The following is a 26,288-nucleotide window of genomic DNA, read 5'->3' on the forward strand; positions in this document are numbered from 1 at the left end:
GAGCGCATGACTGTTAATCATGATGTCACTGGTTCGAGCCCAGTTGGGGGAGCCATGGAAAAGTCAGTAAGTAAGCCGATAACGGCTTGTTTATTGACTTTTTGCTTTATCAATAACATTTTTTGTTTTCAAAAATATTTATCTCTTTTTATGCTTTTTGGTCTCTTATACTACAAATAAACTACAAATTTTCCATAAAACAAGCCGCCCGATTATATTTCGAGCGGCTTGTTTTATGCCAGCAATTTGATTGCGTTGTAGAGGGTGTCAACCTCTTGTATAATGTAGTGATCAATATCGACTTTGTAATCTGTGTGGCCCATAAGTGCGATAATATCTTCTTCTCTTGCTCCTGCGGCAGACATTCTCGTTGAAAAAGTTCTGCGGCAGGAATGCGGAGTAAATTCGTCACCTAACCCGAGAGCCAGCATTGCCGGACGAAAAGCGTATTTTAAAAAATAGTCTTTATTCATAGATTTTCCAATCTCTGAACCCTCGTGGATTCTGCAAAAAATCGTTTCACCTTTGTTGTTTATGCAGTTCTCTATCAATTTTAAAATTTTTGGATGAATTGGTATAATACGATTTTTACCTGCATCAGTTTTAATACCTGCAACAAAGTAATGTATACCTTGCTTGCTGACATGGTATTGCTCGGTAGTGAGCGAAAGAAACTCGGTAACTCTAAAATTGAGATAGCACATAATATAAACATAATCAGCATAAGGCACTTTGCCTATGTTTTGTCTGATAAGTTCTAACTGTACATCGGTAAAGCGTGTGGCGTTTACCTCTTCGGGTTCGGGCAGTTCAATAAATGTGCCATAGTCCTTATTAACTATGTCCTCTTGCATTGCAAAATTGTAAAGACTCGTAACTAAGCATTTAATCTTATGTAGTGCGGAGTATCCTAAGCCCTGGCATATTTTAGGCGTGTCAGTAACTTTATAAGTACCCTTGCCATTAGGCAAAAGATATTTCAGCTTACCGCCTGCGCCGACTTCGTGGTGTGGATTATCATAATAATCTATAATATACTGATAGTCCGAAGTCCTCAAATCCCTAAATTTACGCTTATACAGTGGTTTTAACTTGATATATGCACTCGCATAGTTGCTTTTTACACTGTCACCGAGTTTTTTGTATGTTTTTGTTTTTATCCATTTATCATGCAATTGTTCAAGTGTCATATTAAAACCATTAACAGGATTATATTCGTAGTCTTTTAGTGCATTTTCTGCCTCTCGTTTTGTTGCAAATGCTCCCAAGTAAACTTGTTTGCCGGTGGCACTACTTGCAGCGGCATATGGTTTTGACTTATTATCTTTGCGTATGTAAATACTGCCGGTGCCTTTTGTTCGTCGTCTGGTGCTCGGCTTATTATCTGATTGATTTTTACCGCAATAAGGACAATATATATAATCGTCCTGCAATTCTCGGTTGCACCGTCGATTTATGCACTTTTTCATTTTTTACTCCTTAAAAAAGGGTGCAAAAATCCCCTGCAAAATGTTGTAATTTTCGCAGGGGTGTGGTACAATATTATTGCTTGATTAGTACCATTGCCCCCTTGTGTAGTGGCTTCCGCTCCGACTTGCGCCAACAAGTCAGGGCGGTTTTTTATTTTATTTTATTTTACGCTTTGACTCGCAATGCTGAGTTTTACAGTGTTATCATAAGTAATCGAATCAAAGTAAATTAAATCTGCGCCTACTGTTGACGGATCGTAATTTTCACAGTCCTCGACAGAAAGCTCAATCATTCCGGCGCTGTTTGCAGAAACGGGGTCACTGCAAATAATCTTGTTATAACTTCTACCGTCAAGAATGACGGTATTTGCCTGAAATGTAATAGATTCGTCCGTTTTATTTTGAACGTAAAAATGAACCTCTGCTATATCCTCAGAACTATATTTTTTGACGTCACTGAAATAAACTGTGATGTCATTGTCAGAGTAAAGCTCGGTCAAAGTGTCGATAAATTCTGTCGGTGCTTTCGTTTCTTCTTCTGTTGGTGGTTCGGTTTCTTTTTCGGTCGGCTTTTCAGTTGATTCTTTTGACGAAAAATCAGAATGACTTGAATACGAAGAATAATTAGACTTTGACTCAGGAGAAGATTTTGAGCAGCGACTCGCAGATACGCCATAAATAATTATAGCTATTATAATTAACGCCCCTATTACAATCGCAAATTTATTCAATTTATAAAAATTTGTATAATCAATCTCAGGCTTTTTTGGCTCGGAAAAGACTGTAAAGCACTTATAACAATAATCAGCATTTGGATCATTCTCGGTGCCGCATTTTGGGCAAATTTTAGGTTCAGGCGGTGTCGGTGCCGTGTTGCAATACGGGCAGGTTGTATGAACGGCTTTGTACAACCTTTTGCAGTTCGAACAAACAACATAATCAGGCTGTTGCAATTGCTCTATCTGCTGCTCGGTTTTCGCTGCGTCTATTTCGTCTGTCGGTGCTGTCTGCTCGACAGGTGTTCCGCACTCCGGGCAAAATTTGTCTGTTTCTCTCAGTTCTTGACCGCATTTCCCACATTTCATAAAAAATCCTCCTCAAAGTGTGCATTTTATCACTTTTTTGTACCTCTATCGCAGTTGCAGCTACGATAGAGGCTTTTTGTTTTTTTTAAAATAGAATTAAATTTAAAAAATCAAAGCTAATTTACGAATTAGGTTTGCGTGATATTTTTTGCTTACACTAATTTGAGCATCATTGTTCATTATAATATATTTATCTGTAAACTTTTTTATATTTCTGAGATTGACAATATACGCAGAATGACATCTGCAAAAAAATTTAATGTTAGATAAATTTTGCTCAAGCTCTTTCATTGAAATTCGCTGAATAAATGTTTCTTTCTCAGTGATTATGTCAACTACATTGTGTCTTTTTTCAAAATATAAAATTTGCTGTGCAGGAATTATAAATTTTTCTTTGTCGTATGAAAAAATATAATTTGATTTAAAAAGAGCAATATCATTAAGCATTTGTTTAATAGATTCTTCTAATTCAATCTTATCTCCTTTATCTATGAATCTATAAACTCTATGCTTTATCGTTGAAACAGCATAGTTACTGAAGCTGGTTGTGTAAAAAATAAAAATATCATGATTTATTTTGAAAGCCTCATCACCGACAATCATGCCATTTGCTTGTGGCATTTCAATATCTAAAAACACAGCGTCGAATTTCTTTTCCTTGTGCTCTTCTAAAAATAGCATTGGGTTATCATACTCAAAGTAATTAAATAAAAAATCATAGACATTGTTTTTATCTATTATATCTTTTGCCAAACGTGTTAAACTTTTTAAGCACTGTTTATCATCATCCAAAAAAGCAATATTCATAAGATTATTGTATATCAAATGTGACGTTTTATACGCAAAATTCAACTAATTATCCCCGCAAGTCTGCTAATTGTACCGTTCGATTGAAAATCGAACAAAAAAGGATATATAATACAATTAAAATTTAAACGAAAGAAGTTGATATCGTGTATAACTACAAAAAATACATAATTGAATTGCTAAATAAAATCGAAAATGAAAAAATGCTTAAAAAGATTTATACGTTAGTAAATCGAATTTTTGTAAGAGGTGATTAATCACCTCTTTTATTTTTCATCAAAGATTTGCTTAAGAAAGTTCTTAAACACCATTTTATCCTCATGACTTAACTTTAAATATATTTCTATTATCTTTTTATCGAGCTCATCAAGATTGAACTCTTCCGACAGCTCGTCAAGTATGTAGTCTTCATCATCTGAGAACATTTCTCCAAAGCCATCGGTTAGCCATAAATAATTCACGTGGTATTCTTTACAAACTTGTTTGACAAATAAATCTTTAGGTTCAACAAGTTTTCTTTCTATGTTATTAATAACACTTCTTGAAACCCCCACATGCTCTCCAAATTCTGTTTGCGAGAGCTTTTTTGCTTTTCGCAATGTTTTAAAGCGCTCGTTTATGTCCAACTTTATCACCTCTTGCTAAAAATACAATTTAATATATTCATTATATACACTAATCAATGATTTGTCAATGCAAAAACAAAATAAATATTTTTAAACAATGACTTGACAATTCAAATTAGAAAGTATATAATGTTGTTACAATGCAAAAAGGAGATGACATAATGATTTATACAGACAAAACGATCAAAAGAGAAACAGAACGTCAAGATGTTAAATGCTTGTACGAAGAACTTTTAAAAAATGCAACTAAGGAACAGAAAGAAAAAGCTATCATAGCCGCAACTGCATTTTTATTGGGCTCACATCAGAAATCAGCGTGAACACAGCGACTAAAAGCGAGGAGGTGAAAATATGAACAACACTATACTTATCAATCCAAAGACCGGGCAGGAATATGACGATGTTCCGCCGACCGTAGCGGCGAAGTATCTCGGGGTTGCTCTCAATTTTATTTATGAAGGTCTTAAGAAACAAAAGCTACCTATCGGCTCAGCATTGCAGAGTGACTCAGGTAGATGGACTTATAACATTCCGTGTGCACGGCTAAAAGCATATGCGCACGGAACGGATATAATTCAGACAGCATCTATGATTAAAAAATTATTTGCCGGAGCGGAAAGGAGTGCTTAATATGTTGTTTTCAGTCAATGAAGAAGTAGCATTAGAATCAGTCGATAGCACAATTGTAAAGTTGTGCAAATACATAGACAGAATCACACGTGATAAAACAGTAAGCGATTCAGCTGTTTCAGAGAACGTAGCAGCTCTTGCCAAATTAGTTGAATCAAGAACTAAGTTTTCTGTGAGTTAATAATGTTAATGTGGAGTATAGCTTGTTACGTGTAAAGGCAGGTGAATATAATGTCAAATCTTCTTAAAAAGCAATTTTCAAAGAAGCATATCATTGCGAACAATTAGCTTTTGAAGCACAATGCGAATATGACGATTGTTTTGACGACTTTAAACTTAAATGTATTGTTGATGATGAAGTTTTAAAAGCAAAGAAAGAAGAACAAATTGCTTGTTCGTCAGCGGCAGAAACACTTTTAAATTTCATTTCTAAAAACAGTTTATTCGACGAATACGAAAAATTTAAAATAAAGTGTTCCTGCGAGGGACACTTACATTAATTAATCTATTATTAATGTAAGATTACAATTGATGTGTTACAAATAGCGTGTTAATTGTGGAATCGTGGAAAACTGCAAGCGATTCAGCAGTTACTGAGAATACAACAGCTCAAAAATGCTGATTAAATCACTTACAGCGACTTGTTTGTTTGTCGTTGGAATTATCATTACAAGAGGAGCGTGAAAGAGTGAAAAATATTGATAATTTGATAGTTGATTTGTGTAAATACATTCACAAGCTATCGAAAGATAAATCAAAAGCGAATGAGCTTGCTGCTAACGTAAAAGCACTTGCTGAGCTGATTGAAACCCGAAATAAGTACGATAAGTGAGGTGATTTTATGGCAAGAGAAAAGCCACTGTATAGATTAACACTCGACAGACTTGACGAAAAATTCCCGGATAAAGATGTATTAAGTCAGAAAGAATTAGCTATTTATCTTGGAGTATCTACAAAGCATATACAGCGACACTGGAAAAAGAATCCGATGATAAACGGTTATGCAAAAACCGTTATTGCCTCTGTTATTGCAGGATAGGAGGCAAAAGAAATGCAAGTAATACATGTGAGAAAAAAAGACTGAGGCTTTGAAAGAAGCAAAAGAGCTCGCTTCTAAACTTGATAAAAACGCTGATGCAGATCTTGTGACAGCAAGTATATATTTCACAGAAGCTCAAAAGCAGCTTAGTGAATTTAAAAGACATGCTAATAAAATTGAAGTATCAGACTCAAACAGAGCATCAAGACTTAAAAAGCTTGCAATAGAGTATCTTACAGATTTTATAAACAGCTTAAATTAGTTAATAAGCTCCGCACAGTTTATTATATTTTTTATCTTTATTCTGACATTTTCCTCTTATCTTATATTACCTGAACAGGTGCGGCTGTTCAGGTTTTAGCTAATGAAAGGACATGATTTTATGAAATTTAAAAAGTTTCAAAGTCTTGCAAAAAATGCAGGACAAATCGAAATCATACAAATCAAGGAGTCGAAACTTCAGTTTTTAAATAATGGTTATACAGTTTATCCGGTTCATAAATTACCTGAGCTCAATAATGAAATGATTTTTGCATTGCTCGATATTGATGAAAAAAAACGTGATGATTATGCAATAACACGTGTAAATAATACTTCTTTAAACTACAATGACATAGACGAAACAGAAGAACCTGTTGTTAGTGCATCATTTACTATCAAATTTGCTAATCTCGATAATACAGTAAGACCTGTGTTTACGAGGCGTGGATTATACTACTATGACCCAAAATGGTTAGAACCTTTTGAAGGTGACTACGATTCTTTATTTATAAGATGTGACAATAATTTTGATAGTCAGCCTTATATAGCTGTAAAATCAGGTATATTTATTGTAGGATTCATTATATTGAGGAATCTAAACTTACAGCTTAAAATGTTTGCAAATAAAAGTAATGAAGATTTGCGAACACTTTGTTCAATGCTTGAGGTGATTGAATGAAACAGTATGAGGCTGACCAACAGCGAAAATTATTTCAATGGACAACCTTTATTAGAGCGGAATATCCAGAAGTGAATTTGATGTTCCACATCCCAAACGGAGGCAGTCGAAATAAACTTGAAGCGGCCAACCTAAAAAGGCAGGGAGTGAAGGCAGGCGTGCCTGACTTGTTTCTCCCTGTCAGCCGTGGCGGTTATCACGGTTTATTTATTGAGTTAAAATGTGGTAAGAACAAAACAACTGCAAAACAAAATGAATGGCTCAAAAATCTTAGTGAACAAGGCTACGCGGTTTCAGTTTGTTATGGTTGTAATGAAGCAATCAAAAAAATATTAAAGTATCTGAAATTAGGTGAAGTTTAATGAGTGAAAAAGAATACATAGAGCGTGATGTTTTGCTAAAGGCAGTTGATAGGCTTGTAAAATCAGCATCCACCGTCGATGTTGCTGAGGTAGTCCGTTGCAAGCATTGTAAACACTATGAATTTTTAAGCTCTTGCTATAGATACATTTGTAACGTATACGGCGGTTTTGTTAACGAAAGTGATTTTTGCAGTAGAGCAGAAAAGGACGACAACAATAATGATTGAAATTAAAGACCAATGAAAAAATGCTTTGGTGCGAGAATGGATTAGGAGAATAGCGATGAAAAATAAAAAGGAGAAATAATGATGAATACAGATAAAATTAAAACAATAGATGATATTGAATTAATTTCAAAGAAAATCATTGATGGAGAAATCGAAGTACTTGAACTTCAAAGCTTAGCTGTCTTAGATAGAATTTTAGTGCTCGAGTTTGCAAATATTTATAGTTTAATAAAAACAGGTATGCTAAGTCAAAAAACTGCTGCAATTTTAAAATATCAGTTTTTAAATGAATATAGGCAGTTTAAAACAGATTTTTATTTTATTAGTGCGATACATGAAAAGTGGATTGATAATGCAAATAAATTTTCTATTCTTATGTCGCGTCTTGCAAAAGAGTTAGGAGATACAAACGGACAAGATGATGCATTTGAACTTGCATTAGAAATTATTGATAATCTTACAAATGAAAATGTATATTTGAATCTTTATTATAAATCGTGTAATGACAAAATGAGCAAAGCCCATGCGCTTCGCGCAGGTAATAAAATAGTTGACAGTTTAATCAAGAAGTACGGAAGCAATGTACCATATGCACAGCAAATAGAAGCGTTTTATCGTATCACTAATAGAGATAAACTGAAACAGATGTGGGAACAACTTAATCCGGATGATTTTGGAAAACGTGCTCGACATTTACCACGAAAAGATGAAGAACTAAAAGGCTTTTGCTCAAGCTTAAACACAATTTATAATGACAAATCATAAAAACAATTTAAATAGCAAGCTCTGTACGCTGTTATATAAATTTTAATATGAAATCTTCTTTCAATAAAAAAAGGCAGGCACGACTGTCTTTTTTTTAAACTGCGGCGACCTGCCGCTTTGCAATCTTGCTATAACAATTAATTAAGTAGACGTTGACATAAAAGCGATGATAAAATAAAAGGTTATACTATGTACATATATAAAAGAACGATAAAGAGCAATCAGATGATTGAGATTGAGTATTATAAATCTTTCCGCAGAGTCGGTAAAAATTATGGCGGCCGCTCTCGCAATAAAAGCAAGTCTCCTCAAAAGCAAAAAATTGCAAATAAGCTCCGAGCAATTAAAGCAGCTCAGAGGATTATTAATTGCAACTGGGGCATCGGCGATTGGTGGTGCAGGTTCTCAGCTCAGTATGGTACATTTGAAACAGAACAGGATTTCAGGCGTTGTGTTTCAAATTGGTTCGTTCGCATAAAAAGGCGTTGCAAAAAGCAAGGTATTGATTTTAAATATTATGGCTTTATCGAATGTGGTAAGAGCGGAAAGAACTGGCATATTCACATCATTCTTAGCGATAAAATTCGTAGAATTGCGCAAGAATGCTGGCGGTACAAAAACGGAATGGATTTTAGACCTCTTTATGAGCAAGGCAATTTTGAAGCGTTGGCGACATACATACAAAAGGACAGCAATGGAGAAAAGCGAATGATGAGCAGTCGAAACCTTAAGCGACCGGAGGTTGAGGTTAGAGAAGCAGGAAAACGCGAAATCAGAAAACTTGAACGTGGAGAGACAATAAAAATCCCTAAGGGTTACTACATCAGCAAAGATGACGATAATTATAATTACAACGACCTCACAGGTGCAAGCTGGTATTTCAAACTACTGCCGCTTGAATACCGACGATATGAATGACGATACGAATTTTGTTAGGAGGAAAAATGCAACACGAAGCGATAGAACAAACAAAGCTATTTAACTGGATAACTTTTGCAAGAGCGGCAATACCTGAGCTTGATATGCTCTACCACATACCGAACGGAGGTTATCGCAACAAGCGTGAGGCGGCAAACCTCAAACGCCAAGGCGTAAGAGCAGGTGTGCCTGACTTATGCCTGCCCGTTGCACGTGGCAATTACCATGGATTGTACATAGAACTTAAATACGGTACGAACACTGTAACTGAAAATCAAAGGGAGTGGTTGAATAGACTGCAAGCGCAAGGCTATGCGGTTGCGATATGCTACGGCTGGGAGCAGGCAAAGCATGTGCTTGAAAAGTATTTAGCAATTTCAAAGGGGGAGAAAAATGCGTAAAGATAATTGTAGAGATTATGTTGTGGCAGCATTCAGGTTATATGCTCAAAGCGGCGAACCGAGCGTAGAACAAATCGAGTTAATGCAGTTGACTGCCGCCGAACGTCTTGACTTGCTTGCCGTTGCATCAACGATGGCAAGTCTTGATGATGATTGTAACAAAGCAGTAAGATATATTTATTTCTACAACCCGAGTGCGGGGCTGCATAAAGGTGAAATAAGCAAGCGTATAACAAAATTTGCATTAATCAATCATTGTGATGAATCGACTGTGTACCGTTTGCTCAAGTTTGCGCGCTGGATATGTGCACGAAATCGAGGACTTAATATTATTCTTTAAACGGCTATTATTCTGATTCAGAATGACAGTAGTAGCACTGCTTTTTGCTGTAAAATAATAATATGACAAACAAAAGAGTAACTCTCGATTGGATAAAAGATCTTGTTGAGAGCGGAGATATATCACAATTTTATAAAACAAAAACGTGGTGTGAACTCGCACGACGAAAACGCAAAGCAGAACACAACGAGTGTGAGCGTTGTCGCGAGCAAGGGCGACACTCTCCTTGTGAAGCCGTACATCACAAGAAATATCTTAAAAAGTATCCTGAGTTAGCTTTGGACTATGATAATTTAGAGTGTTTGTGTGCTGATTGTCATTATGACGAACATCACAAACGAGAACAGCTGAACGAGGAGCGTTGGTAAGAATTCACCCCCCGGGTGAAAAATCGAAAAAAAAATGCCCCAAAGGAGAACGGAGTAAGGCTCGACAATTCGCCCTCGCACGTGCGTGAGGAAATTTTTATGGAAAATGAAATCATAAAATTGAACAAAAAGCGTTATAGATTTCATATCATCGCCGAAAAAGCCAAAATTGAAACGCTGGACAAAGAATTACCGACAAACGAGGTCAGGAAATATGTATCAAACGGCGGCTTTAGCTCAATCGGCTTTGTAAAATTTATAGCCGACAGAACCAAAATTGACTCTTTGATTGTGTCAACGCTCAGAGTCGGCAGAAAACATTTGCAGGTGCTTGACGTACTCAAAGAGCAAGGACGGCTCGGCAATGTTATTTTTATCGTCGGAAGCGTAATGAAAAACGACAGCGACCTCGGTAAATCGTATAAATACTACGATGATTTGTTTGCGGTGTCCCCAAAAAACGGCTGGCAGGTCATTGTAAAAAACAATCACTCAAAGATTTTGCTGTTTGACACAGACAAAGGCAAATTTGTGATTGAGACAAGCTCAAATCTCAACGAAAATCCGAATTGCGAACAGTTTAGCTTTGAAAAAAACGAAGAACTGTACGAATTTTACAAAAAGTATTTTTTAGAAGGTGTTGCGAATGGCAAATAAAAAAGAAGTGCTCGAAAGCCTGCGAAGTCAGCTTGAAGAACGTGGCGTATCTGTCGCCGCTTTTGATGATCTTGTGGAAGACTATGGAAAACTTTGGGACATAAAAAACAAGCTTATCCGTGACATCAAAAAGCGGGGCGTCGTTTATGAAGATTTTTCGTCGGTTGGCGTTAAAATCCAAAAAAATAACCCCTCCACCAAAGAGCTGATGAACGTAGAGCGGCATATGCTTTTGATACTTGACAAGCTCGATTTGTCAACAAAAAATTGCGAAAGCGATATTGATGACGAATTGTAAAGCCATTGACGACTATATCAATCTTGTCAGGAGCGGCAAATATGCCGTTTGTAAAGAGCAAATACAGCTTTGCGATTTTGTCGAAAAAATTTTTGATAAAGAGCGGATTTACGTTGATGAAGAACAGCTTGAAAAATACTTTGCATTGCAAAAATATTTTGAGTACGAGCTTTTCCCTTGGGAAAAATTTTGCTTTGCACTACATAATTGCACCTACATAAGCCCCGGAGTTTTGCGTTTTCCCGATTTGCTGATTTTAGTAGGTCGAGGCGCAGGCAAAAACGGCTATTTGGCATTTGAGGACTTTGCATTGCTTACCCCGGCAAACGGCATTAAAAACTACGACATTGACATTTGTGCAACGTCGGAGGAACAGGCGCAAACAACGTTTGTAGACATTTATGAAACGTTGGAGCGGAACAGCAAAAAGATGCAGAAACATTTCCGCTGGACCAAAACCGAAATCATAAATTTAAAAACACGCTCACGTCTAAGATACAGGACGTCGAACAGCAAGACCAAAGACGGCGGACGTCCCGGCAAAGTCGACTTTGACGAAAAACACGCGTACGAAGATTACAAGATGATCAACGTGTTTAAAACGGGCTTTGGTAAAAAACCAATGCCGAGAACAACGTCAATTACTACAATGGGAGACGTCAGAGACGGCCCGCTTGATAACGAGCTTGAGGACGCTCTCGACATCTTGCAATTTAAGCTTGCCGATAACGGTTTACTGGCTTTTATTTGCCGTCTTGACGACAAAAAAGAGGTTGACGATCCGGAAAATTGGTACAAAGCTAACCCCTCATTGCAATATTTTCCCGAGCTGCAGCGCGAAATCAAAAAAGAGTATCACGATTGGAAGCGTGATAAGCTCGGAAATAATGCATTTATGACAAAAAGAATGAACATCCCACAGGGAACAACCGAAGTGCCCGTTACTGACTGGGAAAACATCTTGGCAACAAAAAAAGAAGTGCCCGACCTCAGCGGAAAAGCCTGCGTTTTTGGACTCGATTACACCAAAACTACAGACTTCCTAGGCGTCGGTTTGAAATTTATTTTTGACGACAAAATTTATTGGATAACACACACTTGGGTGTGCGAAAATTGCCGAGACTTGTCAAGGATTAAATATCCCGTAGCTGAGGCGGCAGAAAAAGGCTTGCTGACAATGGTACCGGGAGTGGAAATTCCTCCGGAAATCCCGGTTGAATGGCTCGCCGAGCAAAAAACAAAGTATAAAATTGTCGGCGGCGCATTGGATAATTACCGCTATACGCTGTTAAAAAAACCTTTGGAGAGCATCGGCTTTGATTGTGACAAGAGCGGCAACAACAATCTTAAGCTTGTCAGACCGTCGGATCTGATGAAAGTCGCACCAAAAATATCCTCTGACTTTGCGAATCAACGTATTATTTGGGGTAACAACTCATTAATGCGCTGGTATACAAACAACACTAAGGTGATATTTGATAAACACGGCAATATGATTTATGCCAAAATTGAGCCAAAGAGCCGTAAAACAGACGGATTTTTTGCATTTGCGGCATCGTACACACAGGACGAAATATTGTTAAAAAATCAGCCTGCGCCGCAGAAAGTGCAGAAAATGATGAAAGTTTACACATTTTAAAAAGACGGTGAAAAAATGAAGTTGATAGATTATTTGCGGTCGAGGTTTGGCAGCAAAAAAAACGCAATAACTCTCGAGGACATAGAGCGGTACTACTCACATCAGGCAAACGAATTTAATATTACCGAGCTTGCGCTCTACACGACGATAAATTTAATCGCCCGCAGTATAGCCAAAAGTGATTTTGTCACCGTCAAGAGCGGCAAAGAATATCACGGGGCGGAGTATTATGCCTGGAATTACCGCCCAAACCGCCACGAAACCAAAATTGAATTTATCACAAAATTTGTTTCGTCGCTAATTTTGCGAAACGAAGCATTAATTTTTGAAACCGCCGATGGACAAATGTTTGTCGCTGACGGCTTTAGCAAAACTAAGTATGCGGTTTTTGATGATAAATTTAGCAATATATCTGCGTTCGGATACAACTTTAACAAGACGTACACGAGCAGCGAGGTTATATATCTCAAATATAATAATTTTGCAGTTCAAAACTTGTTACAAAATATGGCTGTGACATATGAAGAACTTATGACATCTGCCTCTGACAGATATAACAAGTCTGTCGGTCACAAAGGTATTTTAAAAATCTCAAATATGGTAACGAACGACACAGATTTCCAGGAAAAATTCTCAGCACTGATGAACGACCGCTTTAGGACGTATTTTGAAGCCAAAAATGCGGTGTTGCCGTTGTTTGACGGCTATGATTATTCCGAACCGTCTACCGATGCTCAAAAATCAACAAACTCAGAAATAAACGATATTGAAAAACTCAAAAGTGAGATATTTGCAAACGTCGGCAATACTCTGCACGTCCCTCCGGCACTCATAGCCGGCACAGCCTCGCAATTGAGCGACTGTATGGACGCTTTTATCGGCAATGCGGTTGATCCGATTGCCAATATGCTTGAGCAAGCCATTACAAATGCCAAATACGGCGCAAGTGAGTATGTCAAAGGCAACTATATGCTCATTGATACAACTACGGTAAGGCATATAGACGCTATAAGCCAGGCTAACAACCTTGACAAGGCTATTGCAAGCGGCACACTGACACCTGCAAAGGCTCAGCGGTATTGCAATATGCTGCCTTGCTCCGAGGATTGGGCGAATAAATACTGGATGACTAAAAATTATCAAACCGCCGAGGTTGCATTGAGAGGGGGTGATGACTAATGCTGACAATAAAAAATTACAACGTCAAACAAATTGGCGAAGCAAAAACGCTTGAGCTCTATCTCTACGGCGAAATTATGGCGGATTATTACGATGTGTGGAGCGGCAAAATTGTTGAAAGTAAGACATCGGCGAACTACATCCGCAAATCAATCGACGAAGCGGGAGAAATTAACGCAATTAACGTGTATATAAACTCCTGCGGCGGCTCAGTCGCCGAGGGAAACGCAATATATAATATCCTCAAACGTCAGAACGTGCCTATCACGGTCTATGTAGACGCATTTGCGTACAGCGTAGCCTCTGTAATAGCTATGGCGGGTGACAAGGTCATAATGCCGTCAAACACCGTTATGATGATACATAACGCAATTATGGGCGCATACGGCAACGCCGCCGAACTCAGAAAGGCGGCAGATGACCTCGACGTAATGAACGAGGCAAGCTGCAACACCTATCTTGTTAAAACCGCAGGCAAAATTGACAAAGTGCAGTTGACTGAAATGCTTGATGCCGAAACATTTATGACTGCCGAAAAAGCTTTTGAACTTGGTTTTTGCGACGAAATCACAACCCCGGTTGACACAGCTTCTGCGCTTGAGGTCATTGAGCAAGCAAAACAGCTTAAAAATCCGTATGCAAAGCAAGCATATGAGCAGCTCAAGCAACCTACAATCGAAAAGAAGCCTTCATCACCTCCGGAACCACCTGCACATCAGACAAAAACTAACGGAAGCGACGGCGAAAATGACTTTATCGAAAATTTAAAAGAAGCATTTACAAAGATATTTATTTAAAAGGAGCAAAAAATGAAGAACAAAGACATTTTGGCAGAACAGAAAAAGACTTTTGCCGCAAACTTTCAAAAGGCTGTTGACAAAAAGGACGTTGACGGCGTAATGCAGTGCTTTGAAGAATACTCAAACAGCTTGCAGTCGATGCTCATCGAAACAGCGCAGGAATACGCGCAGACAAACGACAGTGCTATTCTCTCAGCTCGCGGAATCCGCCAGCTGACCGAGGAGGAAAAGGCATATTATGACGGACTTGCAAAAGCTCTCAGCTCAGCAAATCCAAAACAGGCACTCACGGACGCCGCCTTGACAATCCCGACAACCGTAATTGATACGGTTATGGAGGATATTACAAGAGAGCACCCATTACTTAATGCCATTGATTTCCAAAACACAAGCGGTGCACTCAAGTGGATTTATGCCGATGGCAGTATGCCGCTTGCCGCTTGGGGCGCACTTAACAGTGAGATTACAAAAGAGATCACAAAGGCGTTTCATTCCGTTGATTTCTCCGCCTGCAAGCTCTCGGCGTTTATCCCCGTGCCCAAGGATATGCTCAAGCTCGGCGCACAGTACCTTGACAGTTATATCAGAGCGCTGCTTGCCGAAGCTATTGCGTGCGAACTTGAAAAAGGTATCGTAAAAGGCACTGGCAAAAACGAGCCTATCGGTATGCTCAAGGACCTTAACGGCTCGGTCGTACAGGGCGTTTATCCCGACAAGACCGCCGTTAAAATGACGTCTTTTGCAGTTGACAAATACTGCGAGATTGTCGCAAAGCTTGCCGATAACGGTGACGGCACATACAGGACTATTAACGAGGTTGCGCTCATTTGCAATCCAAAAGATTATTTGCTCAAAATCTGCCCGGCAACGACGGTGCTTGCAACAAACGGTACATACATCAACGGTGTATTTCCATTTCCGACAGCCGTTTATCAGACGGAGGCGTTGTCGGAGGGCGAGGCTATTATCGGCTTGCCTAAAAAGTACCTTGCTTGCATTGCAGGCGGCAACAAGAGCGGCGATATTACATACAGCGATGACGCTCAATTTTTGGAGGACAATCGTGTCTACGTAACAAAGCTGCACGGTACAGGCCGTCCAAAGGACAACACCGCATTTGTTAAGCTCGACATCAGCAAGCTTGAGGCGCTCAAGCTCCGTGTGACTGTTGAGCAGGAGGGCGGCTCAACAACCACCTCAACAACCGGTGGCACAGACAGCGGCAAAACAGGCAGCTAAAAGAGTAGTGAGGTGCAAAAATGACACTGTTGGACGACGTAAAAACGATGCTTGACATCAATCCTAACTCGACGAGTGAGGATAACAAACTTAATATTATAATTGCCAACGGCAAGCAGCACCTCACATCTTTCAACCCGCTGCTTACGGCGGCAAATTTTGAAGCCCCTACAAGGGCAAGGACGTTACTGTTTGCTTACTGCCGATATGCGTATAGCAACGCTACAGAGGCGTTTGACACCGACTGGCAGGATGAAATTTTAGCCTTGCGGCAGGAATACGAAGTCACCGAATACAAGAGGAGAACAATTTGCAATGAGAATCAAGACACCGATTGAGTTTATGGCGTTTAACGACGGCGTAGTCGATTTTTACGAAACGGATGAAAACGACGAAATCATATCAAACACACAACTTCAAAGCCGTTTTCACGCAAAAAAAATTGGCGTAAATCGTTATTATGCCGCACGCTCAAACGATATTGAGTTGTCAAAGCTTATTGCAATCCACCGTAACGACTGTATTACGACTGCATTTGCGGCGGTTATTGACAAAACCCGCTACAAAATTGAGCAAATCTCAACCAACACAAGCACAAATCCTCCGACAACGGAGCTTAGCTTGTCACAGCGTGGCTTATATGAGGGAGCGGCTGACAATGATTAAAAACTTTGCAAAATTTAAAGAACTTGCACAATCCTCGAAAATCCCATGCAAAGAAGCCGAATACAGTAAATCGGTGAATCCTCCGTTTGCGGCTTATTTTAGAGCGGAAGAGCGGGGGATTTATGCCGACAGCCAACTCATTGAAACTATCGTGACAGTAATGATTGAGCTTTACACAGCGAAAGCTGACGAAAAATCTGAAAGAGCTTTTGAAAAATGGTTAGCTGACAATGAAATCCCGGCAAAAAAGACAAGGCGAACATGGATTACCGAGGAAAAATTTTACTGCACAATCTACGAAGCGGAGATGATTGAGTTTGACTGAACTTACAATCAGCACCGCCAAAGTCGATTCAGCAATAAAAGAAATTTTAACTGAATATGCTGCTAATGTGCAGGACGTTGTTGTGACCCAAACTGATAAAGCTGCAAAAGAGCTAAAGACACTTATACAGTCTTCTGCGCCAAAAAGGACTCAAAAATATAGTCGTAGTTGGCGTATAAAACTCACTGAAGACACGTCATTCAGATACTCTAAGACTGTTTATTCGAATAAGGAGTACCCGTTGACGCATCTGCTTGAGAATGGGCACGCCCTGCGCCGAGGCGGCAGAGCGATTGGAAAAGTAAAAGCTTACAAGCACATTGCACCGTCGTTCGAAGAAATACAAAAATCATACGTTAAGAATATTCAAGAAGAAATAATAAAATTATTATAAGGAGATATATGTATGAATAAAACAATAGCAAAGATCGGCTATGCGCTGATAACTTCAACCGCTGAAGAATCGTACAAATACGATCCTGTAACGTACTTGGAAACAAAAACAGCTGGTGGACGAAAAGTAACCGCATCGCCAAAGGGCGACAGTAAAGACATTTATGCGGATGGTGTTGTCGCCGTATCAATGAACAAAAACTCGGGATACGAGATAGACGTTGAAACGCTTGCCATTATAGACAAAGTTGAAAAAGCGTGGCTCGGCTGCGGAATCATGGAGGATGGTTCGGTCATCGAAATTGACGACGGAAAAGAACTGCCAAGGATGGCGCTTGTCATTGCACAAGAGCGATACAACGCAGCAACTAAGTACGAAGTAGATGTCTATTATAACGCAATCGTCACAACACGTCCGAACCGAAACGGAAAAACGGCTGAGGGCAGCGTTGCAGACCCCGACTTCCCGACGTACAAATTTACAGCAACCCCACGAGACGACAACAAATTGATTCGTCAAACATTCTATGTTGATACACTACCAACAACAATCAAAACACCGTCCGCTGCTGAAATTGCAAAAGCACTTGGAGCAGAAACCGCATCCGACTCTATTGGCTCATAATGGATAGAACGGTCAAAATAGACGGTCGCTCAATAAGATTAAAAGCCTCTGCCCTAACTCTCCTCATATATGAGGACAGATTTAAAGGGCGGCGGCTTTTACAAGATATGAGCGAAATTGTAAAAATCACAGATGCAGACGATGCTCCTTTGTCGGTATACGCTCGAATCTTATGGGCAGTAGCAAAAACAGCGGATGATACTTTGCCTGATATATATGAATGGACTAAGGATTTCAGCATATCGGGTATTATGCAAGCGTCAAAAACTGCATATGAACTTGTATGTAACTCGTTTAATACCCCAAAAAAAGCGAAAGCGACGGCAATTCGCAAGGGCATGCGTCGGCTTATGACATTCTGTCAATCGCATTAAAAAGCGGTTTGACCGTCGCTGATTTCAACATATTATCAATCGGTTTTGTAGTTGAGTTTTGTTTGGAGCGGTTAAACTCAGATACAAACAAAAAATCAGACGAAGAAAAGTATTTAAAATTCAAAGAAATTCTACCGCTTGTCGAAGAACGACACGAAGACGGCGAAATATCAGAATCGGAATATACAGACTTTATAAAAAAATATCAGAGTTTGGAGGGTCAATATGGCTGGGACTATTAAAGGAATCACGGTTGAAATCGGAGGCGAAACAGTTGATTTGAAAAAGTCGATAGACGACGTTGTAAAAAAATCAAAAGATTTACAAAAAGAGCTTAAAGACGTTGACAAGCAGCTTAAATTTGACCCTTCAAATACTGTTTTACTTGCTCAAAAACAAGAATTACTTGAAGAAAAAATAGGAGCAACAAAAGAAGAACTTAAACGCTTAAAAAGCGTGCAGGACCAAGTTGAAGGTCAAGCTAAAACTGGAGACATCAGCGCAGAAAAATATAGAAAATATCAGCGTGAAATTGAAACTACAAAAGGCGTGCTCAAAAACTATGAAAAGCAATTAGACAAATGTAAAACAGCGCAAGAAGAAACGGCAACATCGGCGAACAATACAGATTTATCAAAATATAAAAAAGAAGTTGACGGCGTGAAAGACTCAGCAGAAAAGCTGAAAGACACGCTTAAAAATACAGCAACAGACATTGGGGTCGGACTTGGTGCGGCAGGAACTGCGGCACTGGGCGCAGTAAAATCATATGATTCTAATAAATCAGCACTCAACTCTTTACAAGCACAAGCGGGACTGACTGCTGATGAAATGATTAAGTATAAAGATGTACTTGAAGATATTTATAAAAATAATTTTGGCGAAAGTCAAGAAGAAGTCGCAAATGTTCTTGCTTTAATAAAACAAACTACGAACGAAACAGACGCAAATAAATTAAAAGAGATGACAGAAAATCTCTTTACTTTATCGGACACTTTTGGATATGACTTTACTGAAACCTTGAGAGCAGTAAACATGCTGATGGAACAATTTGGCATTAATGGAGAAGAAGCATTTAATTTGATTGTCCAGGGCACACAAAAAGGTCTAAACAAAAATGGCGATCTACTTGACACAGTTAACGAGTACGCTGTGCACTATAAACAGTTAGGTTATAACGCAGAACAATTCTTTAATTCACTTGAAAATGGCTCAAAAGCAGGCACTTTTAGCATTGACAAACTTGGCGATGCAATGAAAGAATTTGGAATCAGAACAAAGGATACTGCAACAAGCACTCAAGAAGGTTTTTCACTTCTCGGATACGGCGCAGAGGCATCAGCTGAAGATATTTCAAAAGCTAAGGACGAAGTTAAAAAACTTGAGAAAAATTTATATTATGCTAAAGAAGAACAGAAAAATTTTAATAGTTCGACAAGCGAATTAACTAAGCAAAAAAACGCTGACAAAATTGCTGAGTATTCTGATTCTTTAGAAGCAGCTAAAGAAAAACTTCAAAATCTCGAATCGGCGGGAAAGGGCACAAAAGGCAGTATTGAAGATTTACAAGCCCGATTTTCGGCTGGTGGGGAAAGTGCCAGATCTGCAACAGATGAGGTACTGCAAGCTTTATTTGAAATGGACGATAAGGTTAAACAAAATCAAGCAGGGGTTGACCTTTTCGGAACAATGTGGGAAGACTTGGGAATCGACGGTGTCAAAGCACTTATGGATGTCCAAGGAGAAGCTGATAAAACTACTGATTCAATGAATCAAATTAAAGATATCATGTATGACGATGTTGGAAATGACATCAGTACACTTGGTAGAACTATACAAACAGATATCATTAATCCGCTTGTTGAAGATGCTTATCCTGACATAAAAGACGGAATAGAATGGGTATCCAAAAATCTTGATAAGGTTATTCCGATAATACAAGGAATTGCACGTGAAGCAGGAATTGCGTGGAGTGCTAAAAAGATAAATGATATAGTAAATGGTGTTATCGACTTATATAAATCGTATAGAACACTTAAAACAGCTACCGATGCTGCAAAAGTATCCCAAACAGCATTAAATGCTGCACAAAGCACAAATGCAATTGGGCTAATAATTACTGCTGTTGCAACGTTAGGAAACGTTCTGTATACGCTCTATGACGCTAACAAAAATGCAGAGGACTCAACAGATGCACTTAAAGAAAAGCAAGAAAAAGCTCGGGAAAAAATCGACGACTTAAAAAAATCTTATACAGATTTTGTGGACACAAAAAATCAAAAGTTATCGGATAATACATCGGAATTTCAATACTATTATGATTTAAACGAAGAACTCGGAAAAATTGTTGACAAAAACGGAAAAGTCCTTGAAGGATACGAGGATCGAGCAGAGTTCATCGTCGGGGTAATGAAAGAGAAAACTGGACTTGAAATTGAATATAATGATGGCGTCATAACATCATATCAAAATTTAAAAACTGAAATCGAAAACTATCTAAAAGCAAAAGAAGCCGAAGCAGCGTTATCTGCAATTGAGTCAAGTTATACAGAAGCAACACAAAAACGAACACAGGCTACTATCGATGCAGCAACAGCATATAACGATTTGATCGACAAGCAAGAGAAATTAGAAAAAAGAAAAAATGATTTGTCAGAAGCTCAAAATATTGATATTAATGATAAAGATGAAGTAACAGCATGGTATCGAAAAGCGTACGGTCTTACTAAAAATCAATCCGTCGATTTTTTTACGGCTCGTACAGGTTTATTTGGATATTTGGCTAATACCCAAACCGACATAAAAAATCTTGAAAGCGAGGTAGACGACTCTAAAGAAACATATATAAATTTATCAAACACTGTATCAGAATACAGTCGAACTATTACTTATTATGAAGATTTAGCTGCCGCAGTCGCTTCGAAAGACACAGACAAAATCAGTGAAGCTTTGGACACGCTTAACAAGAATTTTATTACAGCGGGAAATGGCACAGAAGATGAATTAAGGAATCAGAAAGACAAGCTCGGGAAAAATTTATCTGAACTTAGAGAAGCTCTAAAAAGCGGAGCTGACGGAGTAAATCAAGATATGGTCGATAACGCCGAGAAACTTTATAATGACGCTTGTAACGAATATGATAAGTTTATAAAAAATAACGGAAAACTATCAGCAAAAGTTGAAAAGCAAGCATCTGACAATGCGAATACAGCTGCCGAAAAGCGCGCAAAAATATTGCGAGAAAATGCAAAAAGTTTGAGAGAACAATATAAAAACGGTGTGCCGGGAGTTGGTATCTTACAGGTGACTGCCGCCGAAGAGGCTGCTGACCTCGCAGAGAAAGAACTGAAAAAAGTTGAAGGCATTACAGATAAACATAACAAAAGTCAAAAAGAAAAAACCAAAAAAGCCGTCAGTGATGTAAACAATGAAGCTGGGAAGATTAATGTCAGCGGAGCGGTCAAAAACGATATGAGCAGTGCCGTCGACAACATGAATGTAAAAGGAGACGAGCTGAGCGGAACTATGACGATCGTCACTGGCAATACCCGGAATGCCGCCAAGGTCGGCGGATGGTCGTGGATAGGTTCAACATGGATAGGCAGTATTATAGACGGCATATTCGGAAGAAACAAGGACGTTGAAAACGCCGGAGAAGGAGCGGCAAACCAAGCGAAAGACGGTGCAGGCAAAGTTTCGCTGTTTGCGAAAGGTTTTAATCTCATCAGCAGTTTTATAAACGGCATATTTGGGCGGAATGAAGACGCTGCCAATGCAGGAGAAGAATCAGCTAATCAAGCCAAAAGCGGCGCAGGCAAGGTCTCAGCATTCGACGACGGAAACAATTTTGTACAAGGCTTTGTGAACGGTATAAAAAACGGAAATGCATTTGAGCTTATCGTAAGCGCAGCCGAGTCTGTTGCATCAACAGCTTGGAACGCTTTGCGTAAATTTTTGGGCATTGCAAGTCCGGCTAAGCTTACTATCGAAGACGGCGGATATTTTTCTGAGGGCTTTTCACTAGGTATAAATAAAAAATCAAAACTTGCTATTGAAAGTGCTCAAAATTTAGCTAAAAATACACACAAAGCACTGCAAACAACGAATTTTAACATTAACGACGCAGCCAAAAATGTTGAAAATATGATTGGAGTATCGAAAAATTCAATAAACAATAATTCAACTTCAATAAACAAAAATTTGACGGTTTTCCCGAAAATCAACGTTGAAATTAAGCAAACGCCGTCTTCAAAAAGCATTGACGGTAGAGCGTTGGGACAACAAATTTCTAAAGAAATCACACACACGCTAATTCAAAATGAAATGAAGTGGGGAAAATTATGAGAGATATATTTTTTAACGGTGAAAGCTTGCTTGAACAGGGCTTTGCATTAAAGTCATTTCCAGTTTACAAAACCGCCGAACCTGAGTTAGAATTTGTAGGGCTGCCTGGGTGTGATGGAGATGATGTTATCTCTAATTTCAGATATAAAAACGTTGAGGAATCAATTGAAATAAATTCGATTCCTCACAGCGTATTTTTAGCTGAAAACACGTTTCAGCTTGTAATGGCTTTAAAAAACTGGCTTGTATATTCAGACGGACAATATAAAGAGTATCGAGACAGTATTTTTCCTGGATATTTCACGAAAGCAATTTGCACTTCCATCGGAGAAATTCAGACTTGTGGTTTTGCAAAATTAATCGAAACAACGTTGCTGTTTAATCGAGTTCCTTGGTGGTATAGCGACTTAGGAAATCAACCGTATATCATTAATGAATTGAATAAGCAAATCTCAATCAACAACCCTGAAAAATATTCATCTTTACCGCTGATAATTTTTCAAGGTGCAGGTAACGTTAATCTTGTCATAAATAACATAAGCTTCTCAATTAAAGATATAAGCAATGTTGGGAATTATTTGAAAATAGACGGAGAAACAGGGAATTGTACAGATATCGATGGAAATTCTCTGGATACTAAAGTTAATTTCGATTATCCCCCGATTTTTAAAAGTGGTTCGAACACAATAAAAGCTGTTTATGGAGGTGGCACTCCGGAATCGGCATTAAAACAAATTACAATTATTCCACGTTGGAGGCGACTATGATACCAAGACTTTTTGACGGAGCTAAAACAGGAATTGAACGTACAGGTAATGGATATGGTTTCTTTAGTACGTGTTCGCAGTGTAGTGTCACTGAAGAAAGAAATGGAGAATACTTTTTAGAGATGACTTTATCAATTAATGATAATTTAGCTAAAAAAGTTGTCCCAAACATGTGGATTCTTGCGAAAGCGAACAACGAAGATCCAGCACAATTTTTCGAAATCTATAACGTTGAAAGAAATAACAATATTCTAACTGTGAAAGCAAATCATATAAAATACTTATATTATCAAAATGGTTTCGGAAATAAGAACGAAGAAGATTTAAAAAAAGGATATATATATGGAAATACAACTCTCTGCGGTACTCCGTCAGAAATCATGGATAGGATAATTTCTGAATATCTTTTCTTTGTTCCACCTTTTAAATTTTCATCTGATATAAAATCTTCAAATAGCATAAATTTACAAAATTTTTTTAGTGATAATCTCGGAAACTTTATGTCAAACACGGATGGAGGAATGCTTGATATATTTGACGGAGAATATCATTATAATAATTTTAATATCGAATTATTAAAAGCACGTGGAAACACAACAAATCAATTCATTAGATATGGTTATAATTTGGGAGATTTTTCACAATCAATATCTAACTGTGATTGCTACACACACGTTGTTGCATTCGCAGAGGTAAAAAAAATGAAAATAAGTTCTAATGTTGTATGTGAAGATAACCCAATTGAAATACACGGCTTTCCTGTTCAATGTGTTGATTCTTATAATTGCTTTGAAAAAATAAAATTTATTGATTCAAACGAATTTATAAAAAATTACTGGGATAGTTCAAAATTCAAATATGCTGAAGCAACAATCGGTCCGCAGGGAGAAAATTATGAGACGCTTGTTGATTATTTAACACAAGCAGCAGAAAATTATGTTGATTTAAACAAACATAATAAACTTGCAACTGTGAATTTTGATATTACAAATGAACAAGAATTACAGTCGATGCAGAAATTGAAACTCTGTGATAAAGTAAAAGTCGTTTTTGGTGATGGAACGTTTGTTGAAAGTCAAATAACAGAAGTGACATATAATTCACTAACAGAAAAATACAATAAGATGCATGTCGGTGAAAGAACTATCTCACTTGCTGATTTTATTTTAAAAAAGCGGAGGTAAAAAATGATAAACAACACAATTCTGAAAATCGATGTAAATAATACAAACGGCTATCAAAAAGTTATTGCAATTGAGCACGAAAATGATAAAAATGTACGATTTATTGAAGTTGAATGTTATAGCAGCGGCGAAAAAATTATTTTCAATGACAGTGCAATTGCAAAAGCTGCATTTATAATTGATGATGTTTTGATTGACGATTCTGTTTCTTGCGAAATTAATTCTGATAAATCGACTATATTGATACCAATTGACAACGGTTCGATTAAATCAAAAAGTGGTATATTAGGAATCGAAGTTTCAATCATTGATGGAGATACAATCTTAACACTACCAGTCGCATTAAAAGTGCGTATCAAAAGTTCAGTTTTAAATAACGCACAAGTCACAGAAAATTCAAAAGGCACGGTCGCTGAAACGATTCAGGATATTTTTAAAGCAAAAGGCAATTTTGAAAATCTTAGTGCAAAATTAGATAATCTTTCTTTAAACTATATAACTGCTGAACAATTTGGTGCAAAAGGCGATGGAATAACTGATGATACAGCAGCACTTCAGGCGATGTTTGATTATGCTTCTAAAAATAATTGTGCAATCTCTCTATCAGCCAACAAAATTTATATTATTTCTAATACACTGAGATACGACACAGCTAACGCAAACTTCGATGGAAATTGGGCAACAATCAAAGTTGTTGATGATTGTCCAAAACGTGAGGAATCATATTTTATTAGTCAAGATCAACAAATCAAAGAGCAAGAAATCGAAGGAAAATGGAGTTTAAATTCTTTAATCACAATTAATATCACTTCTGGCGAAAATGCAAGATATAATATGGGAACTTTTAAGCAGTTAATCGTTGATTGTAATTGCGGTCAAGCCAAGCACGCTATTAAAATTGAAAACGAAGGAAAAACCAACTATGCACACATAATGGTCAAAAATCCTGCATTGTACGGTATTCGTTCTTATGGTGGAAATGAGGCGACATTCAGTTATATTCACGGCTGCCGCAGTGGAGTATCAGAATTATCATCAAAATTAATTACAAAAGGCTGGCTTTCAATAGATCAAAGACTGCATTCAACAATGTTGTATCTCGGTTGCGCTGATACGTATGTTAGTGATTGCGTCGCTGTCGATTTTGAAAATGGTTTTCTTACTGGTGCATCAGATAATCATTTTAATAAATGCCACGCTTGGTGTTCAAATAAGAACATAATGCAATGTTCAGCTTCGTTTATAATTTGGGGTGGTGCTGCAACATTTATTCAATGTACAGTTGATAGCACAAAGTTTGGATACAAATTTTATAATCGAGGTTGTGCGACAGTTGTAGGGGGAATGAGTGCATATAATGATATTTATAAGAAAAATATAGAAAATTTTGGTGTTCCAACTTTATTTTATTTTGAAAAGGAATCAACATATAAGTCAGAATTAGTAGGTTTGAACACTATTATTTCATCAAGTAGTTTTAAAACGGTCGAGGGGTTGAGTTGCAACTTTGATAATCTCACTGATGAAAACGATAACAAATTAAGTATTGATTATAAGCCGGAGGGTGAGTTTGAAAGTGTTCATGTCATTGAACTTTCTGATACATACTCAAAATCTGAAATTGATGCAGAGCTTGCGAAAAAAATCAACGAAGAAGATGTTTATACTACCGAAGAGGCCGACGATCATTTTCAGAGAATTTTGACAGCGGGCGATAATATAAAAATTGACGATAACAAGCAGGGCAAAATTACAATCTCGGCAGATTTAAGCAAAAAATACGATGCCGCAAACGTTGAATCGGGCAGCGGAGATTTGTCT

The 26,288-nt window shown here is 38.0% G+C and carries 35 protein-coding genes; 31 read left to right on the forward strand and 4 right to left on the reverse strand.

The genetic code is table 11. The features are described 5' to 3' along the window. Positions 1-233: 233 nt before the first annotated feature. From BLP46_RS03350 to BLP46_RS03365, 4 genes are all read right to left on the reverse strand, one after another. Entirely contained in the window at positions 234-1,469 is a 1,236-nt protein-coding gene (locus BLP46_RS03350) for a tyrosine-type recombinase/integrase (protein ID WP_092975598.1), read from the reverse strand. Positions 1,470-1,630: 161 nt separating this feature from the next. Next, positions 1,631-2,554, reverse strand: a complete 924-nt coding sequence (locus BLP46_RS03355; protein WP_092975601.1) for a zinc ribbon domain-containing protein — start codon at positions 2,552-2,554, stop codon at positions 1,631-1,633. Positions 2,555-2,656: 102 nt separating this feature from the next. Further along, on the reverse strand, positions 2,657-3,346 hold the full coding sequence (locus BLP46_RS03360; protein ID WP_167669160.1) for a LytR/AlgR family response regulator transcription factor: 690 nt from the start codon (positions 3,344-3,346) through the stop codon (positions 2,657-2,659). A gap of 281 nt (positions 3,347-3,627) precedes the next feature. Further along, complete coding sequence (locus BLP46_RS03365; RefSeq protein ID WP_167669161.1) at positions 3,628-3,987, reverse strand: helix-turn-helix domain-containing protein; 360 nt, start codon at positions 3,985-3,987, stop codon at positions 3,628-3,630. Between the two features lie 161 nt (positions 3,988-4,148). Between BLP46_RS03365 and BLP46_RS12960 the strand changes: the two genes are divergently transcribed. The 31 genes from BLP46_RS12960 to BLP46_RS03510 form a co-directional block, all read left to right on the forward strand. After that, on the forward strand, positions 4,149-4,307 hold the full coding sequence (locus tag BLP46_RS12960; protein WP_167669162.1) for a hypothetical protein: 159 nt from the start codon (positions 4,149-4,151) through the stop codon (positions 4,305-4,307). A gap of 31 nt (positions 4,308-4,338) precedes the next feature. Beyond that, positions 4,339-4,617, forward strand: coding sequence for a hypothetical protein (locus tag BLP46_RS03370; RefSeq protein WP_092975610.1), 279 nt, complete (start codon positions 4,339-4,341; stop codon positions 4,615-4,617). Position 4,618: 1 nt separating this feature from the next. Then, on the forward strand, positions 4,619-4,798 hold the full coding sequence (locus BLP46_RS03375) for a hypothetical protein (RefSeq protein WP_092975613.1): 180 nt from the start codon (positions 4,619-4,621) through the stop codon (positions 4,796-4,798). 507 nt (positions 4,799-5,305) lie between these two features. Beyond that, the gene (locus BLP46_RS12965; protein ID WP_167669163.1) at positions 5,306-5,449 is read left to right on the forward strand and encodes a hypothetical protein; all 144 of its coding nucleotides are present in this window, start codon (positions 5,306-5,308) and stop codon (positions 5,447-5,449) included. A 9-nt stretch (positions 5,450-5,458) separates the two neighbouring features. Beyond that, the gene (locus BLP46_RS03380) at positions 5,459-5,656 is read left to right on the forward strand and encodes a hypothetical protein (protein WP_092975616.1); all 198 of its coding nucleotides are present in this window, start codon (positions 5,459-5,461) and stop codon (positions 5,654-5,656) included. A gap of 49 nt (positions 5,657-5,705) precedes the next feature. Then, positions 5,706-5,918 (forward strand): hypothetical protein, encoded by a 213-nt coding sequence (locus tag BLP46_RS03385; RefSeq protein WP_092975619.1) that lies wholly within the window; start codon positions 5,706-5,708, stop codon positions 5,916-5,918. A 102-nt stretch (positions 5,919-6,020) separates the two neighbouring features. Beyond that, positions 6,021-6,596, forward strand: coding sequence for a hypothetical protein (locus BLP46_RS03390; protein WP_143000434.1), 576 nt, complete (start codon positions 6,021-6,023; stop codon positions 6,594-6,596). Then, positions 6,593-6,958: a VRR-NUC domain-containing protein gene (locus BLP46_RS03395; RefSeq protein WP_092975625.1), complete on the forward strand. Its 366-nt coding sequence runs from the start codon at positions 6,593-6,595 to the stop codon at positions 6,956-6,958. Before BLP46_RS03390 ends, BLP46_RS03395 begins: the two co-directional genes overlap by 4 nt. Next, positions 6,958-7,185: a hypothetical protein gene (locus BLP46_RS03400; protein ID WP_092975628.1), complete on the forward strand. Its 228-nt coding sequence runs from the start codon at positions 6,958-6,960 to the stop codon at positions 7,183-7,185. Before BLP46_RS03395 ends, BLP46_RS03400 begins: the two co-directional genes overlap by 1 nt. Positions 7,186-7,263: 78 nt before the next feature. Then, complete coding sequence (locus BLP46_RS03405; protein ID WP_143000435.1) at positions 7,264-7,950, forward strand: hypothetical protein; 687 nt, start codon at positions 7,264-7,266, stop codon at positions 7,948-7,950. 189 nt (positions 7,951-8,139) lie between these two features. Next, complete coding sequence (locus tag BLP46_RS03410; protein WP_143000436.1) at positions 8,140-8,868, forward strand: rolling circle replication-associated protein; 729 nt, start codon at positions 8,140-8,142, stop codon at positions 8,866-8,868. A 26-nt stretch (positions 8,869-8,894) separates the two neighbouring features. Beyond that, positions 8,895-9,269, forward strand: a complete 375-nt coding sequence (locus tag BLP46_RS03415; RefSeq protein WP_092975637.1) for a VRR-NUC domain-containing protein — start codon at positions 8,895-8,897, stop codon at positions 9,267-9,269. Then, positions 9,262-9,609, forward strand: a complete 348-nt coding sequence (locus BLP46_RS03420; RefSeq protein ID WP_092975640.1) for a hypothetical protein — start codon at positions 9,262-9,264, stop codon at positions 9,607-9,609. The genes BLP46_RS03415 and BLP46_RS03420 overlap by 8 nt, the downstream gene beginning before the upstream one ends. Positions 9,610-9,671: 62 nt before the next feature. Then, a complete protein-coding gene (locus tag BLP46_RS03425; RefSeq protein ID WP_092975643.1) occupies positions 9,672-9,977 on the forward strand; it encodes an HNH endonuclease in 306 nt (101 codons plus the stop codon). Positions 9,978-10,076: 99 nt separating this feature from the next. Continuing rightward, on the forward strand, positions 10,077-10,634 hold the full coding sequence (locus tag BLP46_RS03430) for a hypothetical protein (protein WP_143000437.1): 558 nt from the start codon (positions 10,077-10,079) through the stop codon (positions 10,632-10,634). Further along, positions 10,624-10,932 carry a P27 family phage terminase small subunit gene (locus tag BLP46_RS03435; protein WP_092975649.1) on the forward strand — a complete coding sequence of 103 codons (309 nt, stop codon included), beginning with the start codon at positions 10,624-10,626 and terminating at the stop codon, positions 10,930-10,932. The genes BLP46_RS03430 and BLP46_RS03435 overlap by 11 nt, the downstream gene beginning before the upstream one ends. Continuing rightward, entirely contained in the window at positions 10,919-12,571 is a 1,653-nt protein-coding gene (locus BLP46_RS03440) for a terminase TerL endonuclease subunit (RefSeq protein WP_092975652.1), read from the forward strand. The genes BLP46_RS03435 and BLP46_RS03440 overlap by 14 nt, the downstream gene beginning before the upstream one ends. Positions 12,572-12,586: 15 nt before the next feature. Beyond that, positions 12,587-13,750, forward strand: coding sequence for a phage portal protein (locus tag BLP46_RS03445; RefSeq protein ID WP_092975655.1), 1,164 nt, complete (start codon positions 12,587-12,589; stop codon positions 13,748-13,750). After that, positions 13,750-14,547, forward strand: coding sequence for a head maturation protease, ClpP-related (locus tag BLP46_RS03450; RefSeq protein ID WP_092975658.1), 798 nt, complete (start codon positions 13,750-13,752; stop codon positions 14,545-14,547). Before BLP46_RS03445 ends, BLP46_RS03450 begins: the two co-directional genes overlap by 1 nt. Before the next feature lie 12 nt (positions 14,548-14,559). After that, positions 14,560-15,789 (forward strand): phage major capsid protein, encoded by a 1,230-nt coding sequence (locus BLP46_RS03455; protein WP_092975661.1) that lies wholly within the window; start codon positions 14,560-14,562, stop codon positions 15,787-15,789. Positions 15,790-15,809: 20 nt separating this feature from the next. Beyond that, positions 15,810-16,127: a phage head-tail connector protein gene (locus BLP46_RS03460; RefSeq protein WP_092975665.1), complete on the forward strand. Its 318-nt coding sequence runs from the start codon at positions 15,810-15,812 to the stop codon at positions 16,125-16,127. Next, the gene (locus BLP46_RS03465) at positions 16,105-16,455 is read left to right on the forward strand and encodes a hypothetical protein (RefSeq protein WP_092975667.1); all 351 of its coding nucleotides are present in this window, start codon (positions 16,105-16,107) and stop codon (positions 16,453-16,455) included. Before BLP46_RS03460 ends, BLP46_RS03465 begins: the two co-directional genes overlap by 23 nt. Continuing rightward, positions 16,448-16,780 carry a hypothetical protein gene (locus BLP46_RS03470; RefSeq protein ID WP_092975670.1) on the forward strand — a complete coding sequence of 111 codons (333 nt, stop codon included), beginning with the start codon at positions 16,448-16,450 and terminating at the stop codon, positions 16,778-16,780. The genes BLP46_RS03465 and BLP46_RS03470 overlap by 8 nt, the downstream gene beginning before the upstream one ends. Further along, positions 16,773-17,174: an HK97 gp10 family phage protein gene (locus tag BLP46_RS03475; protein ID WP_167669164.1), complete on the forward strand. Its 402-nt coding sequence runs from the start codon at positions 16,773-16,775 to the stop codon at positions 17,172-17,174. Before BLP46_RS03470 ends, BLP46_RS03475 begins: the two co-directional genes overlap by 8 nt. Positions 17,175-17,186: 12 nt before the next feature. Continuing rightward, the gene (locus BLP46_RS03480; RefSeq protein WP_092975676.1) at positions 17,187-17,798 is read left to right on the forward strand and encodes a major tail protein; all 612 of its coding nucleotides are present in this window, start codon (positions 17,187-17,189) and stop codon (positions 17,796-17,798) included. Between the two features lie 107 nt (positions 17,799-17,905). Next, complete coding sequence (locus BLP46_RS03485; RefSeq protein WP_143000438.1) at positions 17,906-18,172, forward strand: hypothetical protein; 267 nt, start codon at positions 17,906-17,908, stop codon at positions 18,170-18,172. A gap of 62 nt (positions 18,173-18,234) precedes the next feature. Continuing rightward, complete coding sequence (locus tag BLP46_RS03490) at positions 18,235-18,414, forward strand: hypothetical protein (protein WP_092975682.1); 180 nt, start codon at positions 18,235-18,237, stop codon at positions 18,412-18,414. After that, the gene (locus tag BLP46_RS03495) at positions 18,398-22,516 is read left to right on the forward strand and encodes a phage tail tape measure protein (RefSeq protein WP_092975685.1); all 4,119 of its coding nucleotides are present in this window, start codon (positions 18,398-18,400) and stop codon (positions 22,514-22,516) included. The genes BLP46_RS03490 and BLP46_RS03495 overlap by 17 nt, the downstream gene beginning before the upstream one ends. Next, the gene (locus BLP46_RS03500) at positions 22,513-23,283 is read left to right on the forward strand and encodes a hypothetical protein (protein ID WP_092975688.1); all 771 of its coding nucleotides are present in this window, start codon (positions 22,513-22,515) and stop codon (positions 23,281-23,283) included. Before BLP46_RS03495 ends, BLP46_RS03500 begins: the two co-directional genes overlap by 4 nt. After that, the gene (locus BLP46_RS03505) at positions 23,280-24,467 is read left to right on the forward strand and encodes a phage tail spike protein (RefSeq protein ID WP_092975691.1); all 1,188 of its coding nucleotides are present in this window, start codon (positions 23,280-23,282) and stop codon (positions 24,465-24,467) included. The genes BLP46_RS03500 and BLP46_RS03505 overlap by 4 nt, the downstream gene beginning before the upstream one ends. Before the next feature lie 3 nt (positions 24,468-24,470). Beyond that, the coding region (locus BLP46_RS03510; RefSeq protein WP_207645199.1) for a glycosyl hydrolase family 28-related protein at positions 24,471-26,288 on the forward strand (1,818 nt) is incomplete at its 3' end.

It is taken from the genome of Ruminococcus sp. YE282, assembly GCA_900101355.1.
Taxonomy (GTDB): domain Bacteria; phylum Bacillota; class Clostridia; order Oscillospirales; family Acutalibacteraceae; genus Ruminococcoides; species Ruminococcoides bromii_A.